Origin of the sequence: Thermococcus sp. EP1, from assembly GCF_001317345.1 — an archaeon.
GTDB lineage: Archaea > Methanobacteriota_B > Thermococci > Thermococcales > Thermococcaceae > Thermococcus_A.
The window spans coordinates 158,175-173,935 of the sequence record NZ_JXCG01000006.1 but is presented as its reverse complement, the minus strand read 5'-3'; the positions used below and the strand labels follow the sequence as shown (position 1 = coordinate 173,935).

Here is a 15,761-nt window from a genome sequence, read left to right as displayed (position 1 = left end):
TTTTGTGTTTGGGACGAATACTACAAACCCCCTAATCCTAGCTATCCCATCTCCACTTTTTCCAAGGGCTTCAATTTTCACTTTGTATCTTTCACCAACTTTTACAGGAGGAACTCTTGGAGCTCTTTTATCTCTTCCTTTCCTTTCAAACTTTCTATCCTCCAATTCAGACACCACCAAGTAAGTATCTGCAATCTTATGGTGATAGTAAATGTATTTAAGATTTTTGGTAATGAATGTGTCTTTTTCAAACTTTTCGTCGCTTAGGTCTTTCTTTCACATACTAACAAAGAAATAAAACTTGCTTTTTAGGCTCTACATATTTTATAGAGCAAAAAGATTTATATCAGCGAAAACAGAGATAGTAATGTTAAAAGATTCATGGAGATGATACCTATGAACGAGAAAATGATCGCAATAATGAAAAGTAAGCCTGCCTATGGTGCAGAACTCGTTGAAGTTGATGTTCCAAAGCCAAAGGAAGGCGAAGTTCTCATTAAGGTTCTTGCTACAAGTATTTGCGGCACGGACTTACATATTTATGAATGGAACGAATGGGCCCAGAGCAGAATAAAGCCTCCTCAAATAATGGGTCATGAAGTAGCTGGTGAAGTAGTAGAGGTAGGACCTGGAGTGGATAATATTCAAATAGGGGATTATATCTCAGCCGAGACACATATAGTTTGCGGGGAATGCTACCAGTGTAAAACTGGCAACTATCATGTGTGTCAGAACACAAAGATATTTGGTGTGGATAGTGATGGTGTTTTCGCTGAATATGCAATAGTACCTGCTCAAAATGCGTGGAAAAATCCCAAGGGGATTCCTCCGGAATATGCAACTCTTCAAGAACCTCTTGGAAATGCAGTTGACACAGTTTTAGCGGGCCCTATTGCAAGTAAAACTGTTCTTATCACTGGGGCGGGTCCATTGGGTCTTCTAGGTATCACTGTTGCTAAGGCAAGCGGTGCTTCTCTTGTTATTGTAAGCGAACCGAGTGATTTTAGAAGAGATCTTGCAAAAAAAGTTGGGGCTGATGTTGTCATAAATCCAATGGAAGAAGATGTAGTTAAGGAAGTAAAGGATTTGACTGATGGCAATGGTGTGGATGTTTTCCTTGAATTTAGTGGTGCTCCTAAGGCCCTTGAGCAGGGTTTGCAAGCGGTGACTCCAGCAGGAAGGGTTAGTCTTTTGGGACTGTTCCCTAGGGAAGTAACTTTTGATATAAACAACTTAGTTATCTTCAAGTCCTTAGAGGTGCATGGAATAACCGGAAGACACTTATGGCAAACATGGTATACGGTCTCAAATCTTCTAAAGAGTGGAAAGCTTAACTTAGATCCGATCATCACCCATAAGTACAACGGGCTAGACAAGTTTGAAGAAGCCTTTGAGCTCATGCGTGCTGGAAAAACAGGCAAGGTTGTCTTCTTCCCACACAAGCATTAGTTCCCTCTGTATTTTTTTGTTCATTTTTCCCACCGCAATTTTTAAGTAAGTCTTGTGAGAGTTCTCTCGGGGGGTTGATAATGGAACTAAGCTATCAAGAAAAGTTGACTCTCATCAAGCTCAAGGATTTTAAAAAAGTGAAATTTGAAGACCTTGTTAAAGAGACTAATCTTGATCAAGTAGCAGTCATGAGGGCTATTCTATGGCTTCAAAGTAAGGGACTTGCACGACTACATGAAAGGCAGAAAAAAATTGTAAGGATCACAGAATTAGGAAGAAAATATGGCCAAATTGGGCTTCCGGAAAGAAGGGCTTTAAAACTCCTTGTGGAGAGAGGAAAGATAACTTTGGATGATCTCAAAGATGTGCTTAGTGAGGATGAACTCAGACCAATAATTGGGATTCTTAGGAAAGAAGGATGGGCTAATATTAAGAAAGAAGAGGGGATTCTTGTTTTAGAGGCAACGGATAAGGCAAAAGAAGCTCTTTCTAAGGAGAGACCTATTGATGTTGTCCTTAAACTTCTTGTAGAGAAGGGTGAAGTGGAAGCAAAGAATATTGAACAGATAATCCCTCTGAAAGAGGTGAAAAGCAGAAAAATTGGAGAAGAAGATATAAAGTCAGAAAGAGAAGTAGAGATAACGGAAGAGGGATTAAAGCTCGTGGAAATGGGGCTTGAATTAAAGAAAGAAGTTTCAATCCTAACTCCAGAGCTTATAAAGAGTGGAGAATGGAGAAATGTCGAATTTAAACGTTTTAACATACAGGCTCCTGTTAAGAGGATCTATCCAGGTAAGAAGCAACCCTATAGGGCCTTTTTGGATAAGATAAGAAGAAAACTCATAGAAATGGGATTCATTGAAATGAGTGCGGAGAGTTTAATTGAGACTCAATTCTGGAACTTTGATGCTCTGTTCCAACCTCAGAATCATCCGGCTAGAGATTGGACAGATACTTATCAGCTTAAGTATCCCAAGCACGGATACCTCCCAAGTGAAGAACTTGTAGAAAGAGTAAAAGCCTCTCATGAGCATGGATGGATCACCGGTTCAAGAGGCTGGGGCTACAAGTGGGATCCAAGAACTGCCATGTTGTTAATGCCAAGAGCCCATGCAACTGCTTTAAGTGCAAGACAACTTGGTAAAGGTGTTCAAATACCTGGCAAGTATTTTGCCATTCAAAGAGTTTTCAGACCTGATGTTTTGGATAGGACTCACCTTATAGAGTTTAACCAAGTGGATGGATTCGTGGTAGGGGAAGACTTAACATTCAAACACCTTCTTGGAATACTGAAGCGGTTTGCTGTTGAAATAGCTGGAGCAAAGAAAGTAAAGTTCCTTCCTGATTATTACCCATTCACAGAACCTAGTGTCCAGATGAGTGCATATCATGAAGAACTTGGATGGGTAGAGTTTGGAGGAGCAGGGATATTTAGAGAGGAGATGACCAAACCATTAGGAATTGATGCTCCAGTTATAGCTTGGGGGATTGGAATTGATAGACTGGCCATGTTTAAACTTGGAATAGATGATATACGGTACCTCTTTAGTTATGACCTAAAATGGTTGAGAGAAGCTAAATTAGTGTGGTGATGGAAGATGCCAAAGTTCGATGTTGCTAAGCATGACTTAGAGAGGCTGGTGGGAAAGGAGTTCACAGTTGAAGAGTGGGAAGATCTTTTCCTCTATGCTAAATGCGAACTTGATGATCTCTGGGAGCATGAAGGTAAAATATACTTTAAAGCTGATGCTAAGGATACCAATAGGCCCGACTTGTGGAGTGCTGAGGGTATAGCTAGACAAGTGCGTTGGGCCCTAGGAATGACAAAGGGCCTACCACGCTACGAAATTGAGAAAAGTGACGTGGTAGTTTATGTTGACGAGAAACTTAAGGACATAAGACCATATGGAGTTTATGCTATAGTTGAGGGTCTTAAGTTAGATGAAGAGGCGTTGAAGCAGATTATCCAGCTGCAAGAGAAAGTTGCACTAACACTTGGCAGAAGAAGAAAGGAAGTTGCTATAGGAACATTTGACTTTGATAAACTTGAGCCTCCTTTCTATTATAAAGCAGTAGAGCCTGAGAAAATAAAATTCATTCCCTTAAATAGTGAAGAAGAAATGACAGCAGATGAGATATTAGAAAAGCATGAAAAAGGAAAAGAATATGGTCACCTAATTAAGGGGAAACCCTACTATCCGTTACTTATTGATAGTGGAGGAAATGTTCTTTCCATGCCTCCTGTTATAAATTCTGAGACTCATGGAAAGGTTACGGAGAATACTAGAAACATTTTCATAGATATTACTGGTTGGCACCTTGAGAAGATAATGCTCGCTCTAAACGTTCTAGTGACTGCCTTGGCGGAGAGAGGAGGAAAAATAAAGAGTGTTAAGGTTGTTTACAAAGATTTTGAAGTGGAGAGCCCTGATTTAACTCCAAAAGAATTTGAGGTTGAGTTGGATTATATTAAAAAGCTTACTGGTGTCGAACTTAGTGATGAAGAGGTAAAAGACCTTCTTGAAAGGATGTTTTACGAAGTTGAGCTTGTTGATGGTAAAGCAAAACTGAAATACCCTGCTTTTAGGAACGATATAATGCATCCAAGGGATGTCTTGGAGGATGTGCTTATAGCTTATGGGTATAATAATATTGAACCCGAGGAGCCTAAGTTAGCAGTTCAGGGAAAAGGGGATGATTTTATCGACTTTGAAAATGCAGTAAGGGACCTTATGGTGGGCTTTGGACTTCAGGAGGTCATGACTTTTAACTTAACAAATAGAGAGGCACAGTTTGGCAAAATGAATATCCCTGAGGAGGACATAGTCGAGATAGAGAACCCCATAAGTCAGAAGTGGAGTGCCCTTAGAAGGTGGCTTTTACCAAGTTTGATGGAGTTCCTGGGCCAGAATACGCATGAAGAATATCCTCAAAAAATCTTTGAGGTTGGAAAGGTCACTTTAATTGATGAGAGCAGGGAAACTAAGACAGTGAGTGAAAGCAAACTTGGTGTAGCTATAGCACATCCGAAAGTTACTTTTACTGAAGCCAAGGAGGTTCTTGATAGTTTGATGCATCACTTGGGGGTAAAATATGAGCTTAGAGAAATAGAATATGGATCATTTATTCCTGGTAGGGCCGGAGAAATAATAGTGGAAGGAAAGAGCATTGGTATAATCGGTGAAGTTCACCCACAAGTCTTGGAAAACTGGGGAATAGAGATGCCAGTAGCCGCTTTTGAAGTATTCCTAAGGCCATTCTATAGAGGAAGTTTTCTTTGATCTTTCTTTTTGTCTTTTAATATGGAATTCAAAAAGGGGCACTCTTTTGTAGAAATTTCTTTGCGAATGTAAACATGATGTCAAAGTTAATTAGGGACTCTTGAATCTCAATATCCAGTTCAATGGTCATTTTTTACACCCCCGAATTTTCTAAGAAAAAGAGGTTTTAGATTTTGTCCTTCTTTTATTGTCAAATTTTCAAAAATGGTGAGCTACAAGATACATCAACTAGACATATTGACCTTGCTATTTGTAAACTACACTTTATCCCAATAACCCTTTTATATTCTCCTAATCATCTATCCAATATGAGAATAGCGTTAAAGATAGCCTACGATGGCACTAAGTTTTATGGGTTTCAACGACAGCCTGGGCTTCGAACAGTTGAGGGGGAAGTGATCAGGGTACTAAAAAAGCTCGGGATAATTGAGGATATTCGAGAAGCCAATTTCAAGGGGGCCTCTCGCACAGATAGGGGAGTTTCGGCATTTGGTAATGTAATTGCGTTTGATACAAATAGACTGGATCTTACTGAACCAAGGATTTTAAACCACTATCTTAATGATGTATGGGTTTTGGGGAATGCAAGTGTCCCTGAGGATTTCCATCCAAGGTTTTGGGCCATGAGTAAGGTTTATCGCTACTATCTTTTTAATGAAGGAATAGATTTAATAAAACTTAAATCGTGTGCTGAGCTCTTTATTGGAGAACATGATTTCTCCAATTTTGCTCGTCTTGAAGAGTTTAAAAATCCTGTAAGGATTGTACGAAGAATTGATGTGGTTCCCAGAGGGAAGATAATCATGATAGAAATTGAAGGAGAGAGTTTTCTCTGGGAGATGGTGAGAAGAATAGTCACTGCTCTTAAATTGTGTGGAATGGGAATTCTTTCGGAGGAAGAGATAAGTTTTATGTTAAAAGAAAAAGTAGATAAAAAACTCCCTCCAGCTTCGCCAGAAAATCTTGTCTTGTGGGAAATCAAGTATGAAAATATAGAGTTTAAGAAAGACAGTTATGCAATTGAAAAAGTTAAAAGAGAATTTTTTGAAAGATTTAGGATGTATCTAACAAGAGCGGCAATCTTTGAGGACTGGATTATTTCTTTATGATCTTTTCGAGTTCTTTGTCGTAGTATTTTCCATAGTATTGCTTCAGGGCTTTTTGTCTCTCTATGAAGTGAGTAAAGAGCAGAGGATCTTCATCTTTGATATCTACTATAATTGCATTACTGCCTCCTTTGGGCCTCAAGGCCCTTCCTATCGTCTGGATTGTCATAATATCGCTTTTTCCTCCACCTGCTAGGATTATAGCCGAAATTTCTGGAATGTCCACACCTTCCTTTAATAATGTAGATATAAGTACGTTAATTTCTCCATTTCTAAACTTTTCAAAAATTTCCCATCTGTTTGGAGTTTGGGAGCTTAGAAATTCTGCATTTATACCTTTCTTTTTGAGCATTTCTATTAGTATTTTGCCATGTTCTATCCGTTTTACGTCGATTAGTACTCTGTGTCCTTGCTTTGCAAGTTTATATGCAGTTTTCACGATTGCCTTGTTTCTTTCTTCATTTTCCATTATTATCTCTTCATAGAGCTCTTTGTATCGTTCTGCCAGAGGGGGCATTGAAGATTCGTATCCTATTATCATGAATCTCGGCTTTGCCAAAAACTTCTCTTTAATTAAATCTTCGGCCTTTATTTCATAAATAATCGGTCCGATGGCACCTTCTATCTTCAGTTCCTCACCCTTAATCCTTCTCCAGGGAGTTGCAGATAATCCGAATCTAAATTTTTGGGGAAGGCTAATTCCAAGCTCATAGAACTTTTCAGCGGCTGAAGTCCTGTGGCATTCGTCAAACATTAGAATTGCATACTGCTTTTTGAGTTTGTCCACTCCTCTTGAAAGCAGAGTTTGTATCATAGCTACGGTTACAGGTTTCTCATCCCAGTTATTATCTCCCACAAGCCCTGGCTCTATTCCCAAAACCTCTCTAATGTTATCGGCCCATTGATAAAGAAGTTCTTTTGTGTGTACCACTACCAAAGTTGATAAGTTAAGTTCATAAATAAGTCTAAGTCCTATTATGGTTTTTCCACTTCCCACAGGGAGGGCTAAATATCATAAAGTATACTTTAGGGTCTGCTTTTTCCACATACGCCAATGCAGACTTATCCGGAATTCTTAATGTTACTACCCTCATAGCAATTCAAATAGGACTTTTGGGAATTCTCCTTTATAGGTTTTTCTCTATCTTTCTGAAAAATATTCAATAGAAACGTATGAAATAAATGAAATGTTCCAAAAAGTTTATCATAAGCTCAGGGTAATTTTGAAAAGGTGATAGCAGATGCTCAGAGATATACTTACTCAATTTCAAGATGAAACGATAGTTATTGATAAACCAGTTAATAAGAAATTTGAAATAACCAAATATTTCCTTCGGCACAAAGATCAGCCGATTCTTTTTAGGAATGTGGATGGATGGGAGGTTATAGGAAATCTTTGGAGTACTAGAGAGAGAATATCTAAGTATCTAGGCATAAAGAGGTCAGAACTTCTTCATTTTATGATGAAGGCAATGGATAGTCCTAGGCCTTATAAAGAGGTTAGTGAGGCAGAGTTCTTTAAGAATTCCACAAAAGACTTCTCACTTAGAGATCTTCCTGTGCCTCATTATTTCCCAAAAGATGGTGGTCAATACTTTACTTCGGCTATCTACATAGCTAAGGATGAGGATTTTGTAAATCTCTCGTATCACAGAACAATGGTAAGAGATGAGAAAACTGCCACGGTAAGACTCGTTCCAAGACATCTTTATGCGATGTGGAAAGAAAAAGCAGAGCATGGCGAGGAGCTTGATGTAAGGATAATTGTCGGTAATCCTATCCATATATTACTCGCCGCAGCTACAAGTCCACAGTATGGAGTTAGCGAGTTAAGCATAGCATCAGCGATGAGGGAAATGGCCTTTGGAAAACCTTTAGAAGTTGTTGAGGTGAATGGGATCCCTGTCCCGGTGGAGAGTGAATTTGTCTTTGAGGCAAAAATTCTTCCTGAACTTGACAAGGAAGGTCCCTTTGTCGATATAACTGGGACATATGATATAGTTAGAGAACAACCAGTAGTAGTATTTGAGAAAATGTATCATGTTGAAAAGCCGATTTTTCATGCTTTGTTTTCAAGTGGATATGAACATTACATGCTTATGGGTCTTCCTAAGGAGCCTCAGATATACAAAACTGTCAAGCAAGTAGTTCCAAAGGTTCATGGGGTAAGACTCACAGAGGGAGGAGCAATGTGGCTCCATGCAGTTGTAAGCATCACAAAGCAGCACGATGGCGATGGGAAAAATGCTATTTTAGCTGCATTCTCTGGTCATCCAAGTCTAAAACATGTGGTGGTTGTGGACGAGGATATTGATATTTATGATGACAGAGACATAGAGTGGGCAATAGCTACAAGATTCCAAGCTGATAAGGACTTAGTTATTATTCCAAAAACTCGTGGGTCTTCTCTTGATCCCTCTGGGGAGAAAGGGTTTACAACCAAATGGGGCATTGATGCTACAAAGCCTTTGAATAGAAAGGAAGAGTTTGAGAGGGCGAGGATTTGACTTTTTATGTTCCTATCTATTGTGATTTTATTTTATGCAAACAAAATTTAAATACTTTTTTGTATTATCCAAAGTGATGAGCTACTAACGTTCGGAGTTGATACTATGGTTAGGTTGTTCGAGAAAGAACTCGAACCTTCAGAATTTGAGGAGTTAATTCTCGATCTCTTTGAGTGGTATCTCAATGATGGGGTGTCCTTTGCCCCTGTGAGTTTCTCATCAAAGTTCTATAAACACATAACACGGGAGATACGGAAGTACTTTCGCGAAAGGGCTCCTAATATGGAGTACATTAGAGCCTTCAAGGAATCCCTCTTAAGAGAAAACTACAAACTTGCGAGAAAGATGTGGGAGATCCTTTTGAAAAAGAAAGAAGCAGTTCTTTTGGAGAAATTGGAATTATACAGTGTAGGGGAGAGAATTGGAGACATTGATCCTCCAAAAGTAACACTTAATATCACGCGAGGGGATATTGTTTTTGGAGGGAGTGCTGGGGTTCTCATAAAAGGAGAATCTGCTTGGGATGTTGCGAAGCTCTACTATGAAAATATTTTGATTCCTTCATTTAGTAATGAAACTTATAAAAAGCTCGTTGAGACATACACCTTAATGAAAGACATCCTAAAGGATAGAAGAGAAGACCTTGCAAAAAAATACAAGAAGATTAAGGAAAGATTTGCAGAGTTTGAAGACTATAACTATGAGGGAAAAAGTTTTCCTTCATTTCCAGGCATACTAAGAGAAAATAGCATTAAATTGTCTCTTCTGCCAGATAGAGAAGAATTTGAGAAGTACTATTCAGTTCCACCCTACGGTGAAGGGTGGGACAAGGAGAGGAACGTTCTGCTCGAGTTACTCAGACACAAGGACAATGAGAGAGTGATTGAGTTTTTAAAAGAACTACACCTGCAGTGGCTTGAGCTTGAAGACTACGAGAAGCTTTTTGATAGTAAGGAGAGAGTAATGGCAGAAGTGAGCAAGCTCTTGAGAGAAGCGGTTGAAAGAGAGGAGATAGGGGAGAGTGAGGTAAAGGGTCTTGGAGTGGAGAAAAAGGGGAGGAGCGATAGAAAAATAGTTGTCGAGATAACTCCCTCCAAGGTGAACAGAGTGGAAGAAGCTTGGGTTATCTTAGGATCGATCGGAGAAGAGGAGTTCAAGGGGCTTGAGGGATTCATTGCCCAGCTCTTTGCGAACTCTTGCTACCTCCCTAAAAAAGTTAGAATATTCAAAAAAATCATCAAGTACAACATTCGGGATGAATCATCAAGGAAAAGACAGAGTCTTGAAATCGTGAATCTATTAAAGGCTACCTTTGATTCTGTGATAATTTATGGCATGCTCAAAGGCGAATTTTCTTTAAGCTCCCCGTTTAATGAGTTTAAGCGTGGATACAATCTTGTCTTTTTAAACAACATCCGGAAGAAGAGTATCACGAGCAACACAATCTTCCACGACTATTATTATCATCTTTTGGATGGAGTAGAGGCAATGGATCATGAATTTTCTGAAGTCCACAACATGAGGGCTAGGATAAACGTGCAGAATATGAAGAAATACTACTATCGTACGCCAAAACAGAAGTGGATCTCGGAGGAAATAGGGGCGATTTTACAAAAGCTCGGATTAGAGCAAGTGGCACTTTATAACTTTGAAAACGGAAAAATAGGGATAGTTGCCAGGCATCAAACAGGAAAAGGAACAATTAAGTATTATGGATTGGAAGAAGTTCTTTCAGCGGCTGAGGGTAAGGACTTAAATAGAAGCCTCCAAGGGATTTATAGGCTCCTCTCAACTTCGGAGAGCTTACTGATGGCGTATTCATTTAAAAATACATCAACAACAGGCTATTCTATAAGTGTTAACGGCAAGAAAGTCATGACGAACATTTACGCCATCTCTATCATAAATCAGAGCCTCGAGAGTAAAGGGAGACAGGCAAAGTTCATACGGATTATTAGAGTTGTCAGATATGGGCTGACAGAGATTGGGAAAAACGTCAGGGCTCAACTAATAAAGCATGTGGCTTACAAGGATAATCCCCTTGGAGATATGAAGAGCTCTAGCAACGTCGTTAAAATGCTCGATAAGCTAATAAAAGAGTACAAAAAAGAAGGACTTGTTTTATTAAGCATTCAAAACCTGAAGAACCACCCCCGTGAATACGAGAGCATCTTAAAGGACACCAAGAACAAGGACGTTCTTTTCTTTGATATGGACAGCTTAGTCCTTGATGCAGATAAGCTTCACAAAGAGAGATTAAAATCCGCACTGACATCGACAAACTACGATGGTGTAATAGCAGACTTTAATTTTGGAATCAAAGGTAAAGTGTTCATAAGTAAGAAAAGCAATGAAAAAATAACATACAGAAGGCCTGTCATGGTGTTTTCTCTAGAAAGGGAGCTTCCGGAGGAAGAAATTTATCCACTCTTAACGTTCGAGGATGAGAAAGGAGGAGCCAGCTTCGTTGGAATAAAAAGGCTCTTTCACACACCCTATCCAGATCCAGTTAGAAGGATTATGAGACCCTCACTATTGCTCTTGGGGGCGAAGGATAATGAATAGTGAGAGTATTAAACTCATTTCTACCCTCTACGGGGAGGCTTTTGAAATTGGGGTGAATGCAGGAATAGCGGAGACACAAAGGGGATACATGATTAAGCAGTTAAACGATTGGGAAGAGTTCTTTGATCTCGATGATGAAGAGAAAAATCAATACAAAGAGCTCGCCCTTAAGTACACCAAGTATTACAACAAGATAGTCAATGAAGAATTAAACAAAGGCTTTGAGAGCTTTTTGGAGATTTATCTTAACGTCATTCAGCATGAGAGAAGAGTAAAATTCGGGGAAGATGATATTAGAAAAGCTCTAAGTGAAGTTGACAAAAGAAACATAGTAGCTCTCCTTAGGCTTGGACATGAAGTAGGCAGGGAACTTCTCGAATGGAGCAATGGTGATTTTCTACTCCAACCAAAGGTGGCCAAACTATACCCCGACTTCATTATCATCGAAGGAGAGAGCATAAAAGCAGTCGGCGATTTTAAGACCTACATGGGCTTCTTTGAGAGGGATTTAACGAGTGTGGTTTGGCAGCTGAATTTTGACTTTTACAATAGAGAGGAACTCTTGCATAGGATTAACCATCTACCCATTTGGAACTACAAAGGACTATTCTCAGTGCTTATGAAGTACATGAAAGTGCTGAGATACGCTACTCTCATAGATGTTTTTCCAATAAAAGCAGTTGCTGCTTTTCCACAGGGCTACTCTGCTCTTACATTGGAAAACTACGAGGCCCTCAGGGAGTGGGAGAACATAATCCTCACAATAGCGGAGAAAGCAACACCCCTTGGAATTGGAAAGAAGGAAAGAGTACTTCTGCTTGAACACCTAAAGTCAACGAGGGGTTACATAACCCACCGAGAGGATGGCTACTACCTAGTTGATGATAGTAAGAAAGTTGAGATTCGCCTTAAGCACCACAAGGCATTTAGAGAAACGCGCTTCTGGAAGGTGGATGTGGACTTTAAGTTCACGGACATCGAGAGAATAAGAAATGAGCACGCAGAGAAATTCAAGGAACTCTTAAATAGAGATTACGATGTGGTTATAAACGCATCAGATCAAGGGATAGGAAAAAACTGGACCCTCAGCAACCACATTAAGATGCTTCACTCATATAATGAGAAATTAAAGGTTCTCTTCGTGGCTCCGAGGAAGAGGATTCTAATCGAGCTCGAGAAGAACTTGAGAAAAGCTTTGGGAGATTCTATAAAAATATCTAAGACGTTCTCTGATTGGGAGGTTGAGTTGGAAAAGGTGGACACATTTTATGAGGTACCCCGGTTCGACGAGGATTCTAAATCAGCAACAAGAAAACTCTTAGAGGCTTTAAACGATGAGACTAACGTAATCCTCGCAACGTCCCAAGCTTTCTCCTATTTCGTCCACTCGGGGACACCAAAAATCTTGGCAAAAGCTGACTTTGTTATCTTTGATGAGTTCATTAATTCTGGGGCACCAGCCATCGAAGCCATTTTGGGCTTTTTAAGACAGTTCAGTAAAAGAAAGAAGAATTCAAAATTGAAGAAGGTCATCATTACTGATGCCTCCCTAACTTGTGCTAAACTCGTTAAGAAAGCCTTTGAGGAGCACATAAGCAAAGAAGGAGAGGTTTATACTCCCTTAATGACATACATTTCCCCGAAAGGAGAAATTCAGGGAGAAATCGTGGAGTCATTCAAGGTGGGGACCCTAAACTTTGCTTACTACAGGCGACTCCTTGACTTTCCTCTTAACTTCTATGCTCTTGGCTTCTACTTTGAGGGATATCTACCGGATTGGGAAAGACTTCTCAGAGATTTGAGCACTTTGCTTTGGAAGCATGGGAAGGTCAACCTTTGGGAGCACCTGAAACAAAATAAGGTGATATTTTACATCGACAACAAGGTTTATGTGGAGGACTTGGCAAAATACTTGAGCGAGAAAGGATACAAAACCGTAGCAATTCACTCGGGCACTGTAGATAAGCTTATTGATTTAGATGCCAACGTTGCTGGGACGTCAACCCTTGCCTTTGGGAGCAATCTTGAGAACCATGAGATTTTGATAGTTCTTCCTCCCTACAAGGGACATAACTATGAGGACAGAGCCTATAAAGTGGAACTTTTCCGCCAAGTGATTAAGAGAATGAGGGGAAAAGAAAAACAGCTTAAGCACGTTGTTTTTGTAGGCTTTGCAAACCAAGAGAATGGTCAAAGCATCGAGTTTCACCGCGCAAAGAACTTCATAGCCAATGTGCTAACTAACCGTAAGTTTCATGTTTTGCTCCCGATGCACTCGGGGGATGTACTCTTTACGATTTTCGCAGGGATGCCAAGAGAAAAGACTAAGATACCCCTAGAGCGGTTTTTGAGAGATTACATGCCAAAATTAAAGCGTATCCTTTATGCTTCTGGCTTTTCAGTTCATGAAACGTTCACAGTATCATTTGGGGAGGAAAAAACGATAGAACTCCCAATTCCCTACGTTGTTTACCGACTCGATAAGTGGAGGCTGGCAAAGCAGTTTGGAGTCGAAGTTGAGGTCACTGGAAAGGGAGAGAGAGCAAAAGAGGAGTTCTTTAGGGTGCTCGATGATGATTCATTTAACGATGAGCTCCTCACTCTTTATCAGCTCGTGAAGGGAAGAAGTGAGAAGGAGGTTTCCAAGGCAAAAGAGTTCTTCAAGGATGAATTCAATGGCTTAAACACTTACCAAATAGCTCATTACCTAACTGAGAGGTTGACTCCTAAGTATATCCTTGCAACATATTCAAGCATACTTCTCGTTTCCTCAATGTATCCAGTTTATTCTCCCGACTGGAAAGACTTAAGATTAGTAGAGTCCCCACTTTACAAGGTTTTCCTTGGGGATAGCAAATACATTGAGATACCTGTGATAGTTAAAGATGGCCCATTCGAAGCTCCTGGTGTTCTCATCCACCATCCAGCGATTGAGACTCCGGCTACGCGGGAAGGCAAGACGTTTGAGGAGAAAATACGATTTATACTGAGAAAAGAGAGACTAAAGGAGAATACTCTTTTCCTACCCAACCTTTGGAGGATGTTATGACACTCTCTCACTTTTTCCAATCTCAAGCGACAGAATCTTTGATTTCTTCGTTGCAGCATCCACGGCTTTCATCATCGCCGTCCTGAGCTTGCCCTCCTCAAGCTCAAAGATGCCATCTATTGTAGTCCCTCCTGGAGTTATCACCATATCTCTTATTTGGGCTGGATGGAAGCTAGTTTCAAGCAAAAGTTTTGCTGTACCTAAGAGTGTCTGAGCAGCCGCTAAAAGTGCAATATCTCTTGGGAGACCTACTTTTAGCCCCCCGTATATCAATGACTCAAGGAACACTGAGGCATAGGCTGGTCCAGAACCACTCAATCCGGTTATAGCATCCATATACTCTTCGTCAACTCTAACACACCTACCAAAAGCACCAAATATTTTCTCAACAAGTTCAATTTCTTTTCTATCTAAATCATCTGCTGTATATGCGGTAAAAGACTCTTTCACAAGAATTGCTATATTTGGCATTGCTCTCACAAGTTTTGCACCTGTTAGCCTCTTTAGAAAGTTTAGTGAGAGCCCCGCGGCAAATGAAATGAGAATTTTCCCTTCAACAGCAGGATTTATTTCTTCAAGAACTTTTTTGACCTTGTTTGGTTTTACTGTGAGAATAATTACATCTGCCTTTTCGGCAATAGCTTTATTATTATTTGAGATTTTAACTCCATATTCCTCAAGCCATTTCACTTTTTCAATCTTTCTCCTTGTCACAATTACATTATACCCCTCTTCAGCCAATGCCTTTGCAACGGCACTTCCTATAGTTCCAGCGCCTATCACTGCTATTCTCATGACTCATCACCCAGTATCAACTTAATGGTGGCATTTTGCCATAACTTATAATATTTTTCAAAATGCTTTTGAATTTTTGACAATATTATAGAAATGTCTGTGCAATATCTTGATAAAGTGCCAATTATTTAAAACTATTAAATATTGCAATTAAAAATCTGCTCTCCTCTACTCTAAGGGATAAGGATTTCACGTAGTAAAAAATGAAGGATATTTATGCAAAAACATCAGTGAACTGTAGCTATTGGTAGAACACTTCACATCCGCTTCTCTAGTAGCTCTTCTATAGCATTATTCACGTCTTTGGCATCCCTGCTAATCATCATAAACTCAAAATCCTTTCCGTATTCCTTTTTGTAGTTCTCCACCAAAAGGCCATCGTTTACCGTATCACCAATATAAACTCCATTTTCTCCTCTAACCAGATGCCAAAGAGCTTTTGGATCTGGTTTAATATAAAGCTCTCTTGTAACCGCACTTTCAAAGTGAAAGCCAATGAGTTCTTCGGCTAATTTAAGCTCAAGTCTACTCCTTCCAGTTATAACGCCAAGATTAAACTTTTCACTTGCTCTTTCTAGGAGCTTTCTCTTAACTATCGGTTTCTCTTTCTTCCATAGGCCATCAAAATCAAAAGGTCTCTCTTTATAATACTCACCAAGATAAAAGGTGTTGAAAATTTTTTCAATCTCTTCCGGCTCAACAATAGTCCCGAACTTCTCCCTAACCCATTTTATCCCTTCTCCTTCTGGAAAACGTTCAACAAACTCTTCTACCTCACCATTTAGAACAAATGCTATTAAAGCTTCACTGACTTTAAAATCATCTCCAAATGCTCCTTTTCTCCTCAGCTTCCTTATAATTTCCACGTCAATCGCTTTTTTCTTGTTGAGCTTTTTTAGGAAGTATTCCACTGTGAACTTTGTTGCTAAGTCGTAGCTCTCGCTCACGTCAATTAAAACACCGTCAACGTCAAAAATCACCCATTTTAGCTCCTTCATCAGTTAACCCC

The 15,761-nt window shown here is 39.7% G+C and carries 10 protein-coding genes and 1 pseudogene; 7 read left to right on the top strand and 4 right to left on the bottom strand.

Translation table 11 applies throughout. From position 1 onward, the window contains the following. The coding region (locus tag EP1X_RS06610) for a TRAM domain-containing protein (protein WP_055282893.1) at window positions 1-165 on the bottom strand (165 nt) is incomplete at its 3' end. Window positions 166-396: 231 nt separating this feature from the next. Here EP1X_RS06610 and tdh point away from each other — a divergent pair. From tdh to truA, 4 genes are all read left to right on the top strand, one after another. Then, entirely contained in the window at window positions 397-1,449 is a 1,053-nt protein-coding gene (tdh, locus tag EP1X_RS06605) for an L-threonine 3-dehydrogenase (protein WP_055282891.1), read from the top strand. Between the two features lie 80 nt (window positions 1,450-1,529). After that, the gene (locus EP1X_RS06600; RefSeq protein WP_055282890.1) at window positions 1,530-3,041 is read left to right on the top strand and encodes a phenylalanine--tRNA ligase subunit alpha; all 1,512 of its coding nucleotides are present in this window, start codon (window positions 1,530-1,532) and stop codon (window positions 3,039-3,041) included. A 6-nt stretch (window positions 3,042-3,047) separates the two neighbouring features. Next, entirely contained in the window at window positions 3,048-4,730 is a 1,683-nt protein-coding gene (pheT, locus tag EP1X_RS06595) for a phenylalanine--tRNA ligase subunit beta (protein WP_055282889.1), read from the top strand. Between the two features lie 308 nt (window positions 4,731-5,038). After that, entirely contained in the window at window positions 5,039-5,839 is an 801-nt protein-coding gene (truA, locus tag EP1X_RS06590) for a tRNA pseudouridine(38-40) synthase TruA (RefSeq protein ID WP_055282907.1), read from the top strand. Here the strand turns inward: truA and EP1X_RS06585 are convergent. Continuing rightward, a pseudogene (locus tag EP1X_RS06585) lies at window positions 5,826-6,845 on the bottom strand (DEAD/DEAH box helicase); the annotation flags it as partial. The gene truA and the pseudogene EP1X_RS06585 sit on opposite strands and share 14 nt — an antisense overlap. A gap of 232 nt (window positions 6,846-7,077) precedes the next feature. Here EP1X_RS06585 and EP1X_RS06580 point away from each other — a divergent pair. The 3 genes from EP1X_RS06580 (at window position 7,078) to EP1X_RS06570 (ending at window position 13,957) form a co-directional block, all read left to right on the top strand. After that, on the top strand, window positions 7,078-8,343 hold the full coding sequence (locus EP1X_RS06580; RefSeq protein WP_055282887.1) for a UbiD family decarboxylase: 1,266 nt from the start codon (window positions 7,078-7,080) through the stop codon (window positions 8,341-8,343). A gap of 105 nt (window positions 8,344-8,448) precedes the next feature. After that, window positions 8,449-10,908: a hypothetical protein gene (locus EP1X_RS06575; protein ID WP_055282886.1), complete on the top strand. Its 2,460-nt coding sequence runs from the start codon at window positions 8,449-8,451 to the stop codon at window positions 10,906-10,908. Continuing rightward, window positions 10,901-13,957, top strand: a complete 3,057-nt coding sequence (locus tag EP1X_RS06570; protein WP_055282884.1) for a DEAD/DEAH box helicase family protein — start codon at window positions 10,901-10,903, stop codon at window positions 13,955-13,957. The genes EP1X_RS06575 and EP1X_RS06570 overlap by 8 nt, the downstream gene beginning before the upstream one ends. Here EP1X_RS06570 and proC read toward each other — a convergent pair. Further along, complete coding sequence (gene proC, locus EP1X_RS06565) at window positions 13,952-14,752, bottom strand: pyrroline-5-carboxylate reductase (RefSeq protein ID WP_055282883.1); 801 nt, start codon at window positions 14,750-14,752, stop codon at window positions 13,952-13,954. The two genes, EP1X_RS06570 and proC, sit on opposite strands and share 6 nt — an antisense overlap. Before the next feature lie 257 nt (window positions 14,753-15,009). Further along, window positions 15,010-15,750 (bottom strand): HAD family hydrolase, encoded by a 741-nt coding sequence (locus EP1X_RS06560; protein WP_055282881.1) that lies wholly within the window; start codon window positions 15,748-15,750, stop codon window positions 15,010-15,012. Window positions 15,751-15,761: the final 11 nt, after the last annotated feature.

Coding starts and splice junctions, on each gene's coding strand:
- EP1X_RS06575 (WP_055282886.1), top strand. CDS start 8,449: ATGGTTAGGTTGTTCGAGAAAGAACTCGAACCTTCAGAATTTGAGGAG.
- EP1X_RS06570 (WP_055282884.1), top strand. CDS start 10,901: ATGAATAGTGAGAGTATTAAACTCATTTCTACCCTCTACGGGGAGGCT.
- EP1X_RS06580 (WP_055282887.1), top strand. CDS start 7,078: ATGCTCAGAGATATACTTACTCAATTTCAAGATGAAACGATAGTTATT.
- EP1X_RS06560 (WP_055282881.1), bottom strand. CDS start 15,750: ATGAAGGAGCTAAAATGGGTGATTTTTGACGTTGACGGTGTTTTAATT.
- EP1X_RS06600 (WP_055282890.1), top strand. CDS start 1,530: ATGGAACTAAGCTATCAAGAAAAGTTGACTCTCATCAAGCTCAAGGAT.
- pheT (WP_055282889.1), top strand. CDS start 3,048: ATGCCAAAGTTCGATGTTGCTAAGCATGACTTAGAGAGGCTGGTGGGA.
- truA (WP_055282907.1), top strand. CDS start 5,039: ATGAGAATAGCGTTAAAGATAGCCTACGATGGCACTAAGTTTTATGGG.
- tdh (WP_055282891.1), top strand. CDS start 397: ATGAACGAGAAAATGATCGCAATAATGAAAAGTAAGCCTGCCTATGGT.
- proC (WP_055282883.1), bottom strand. CDS start 14,752: ATGAGAATAGCAGTGATAGGCGCTGGAACTATAGGAAGTGCCGTTGCA.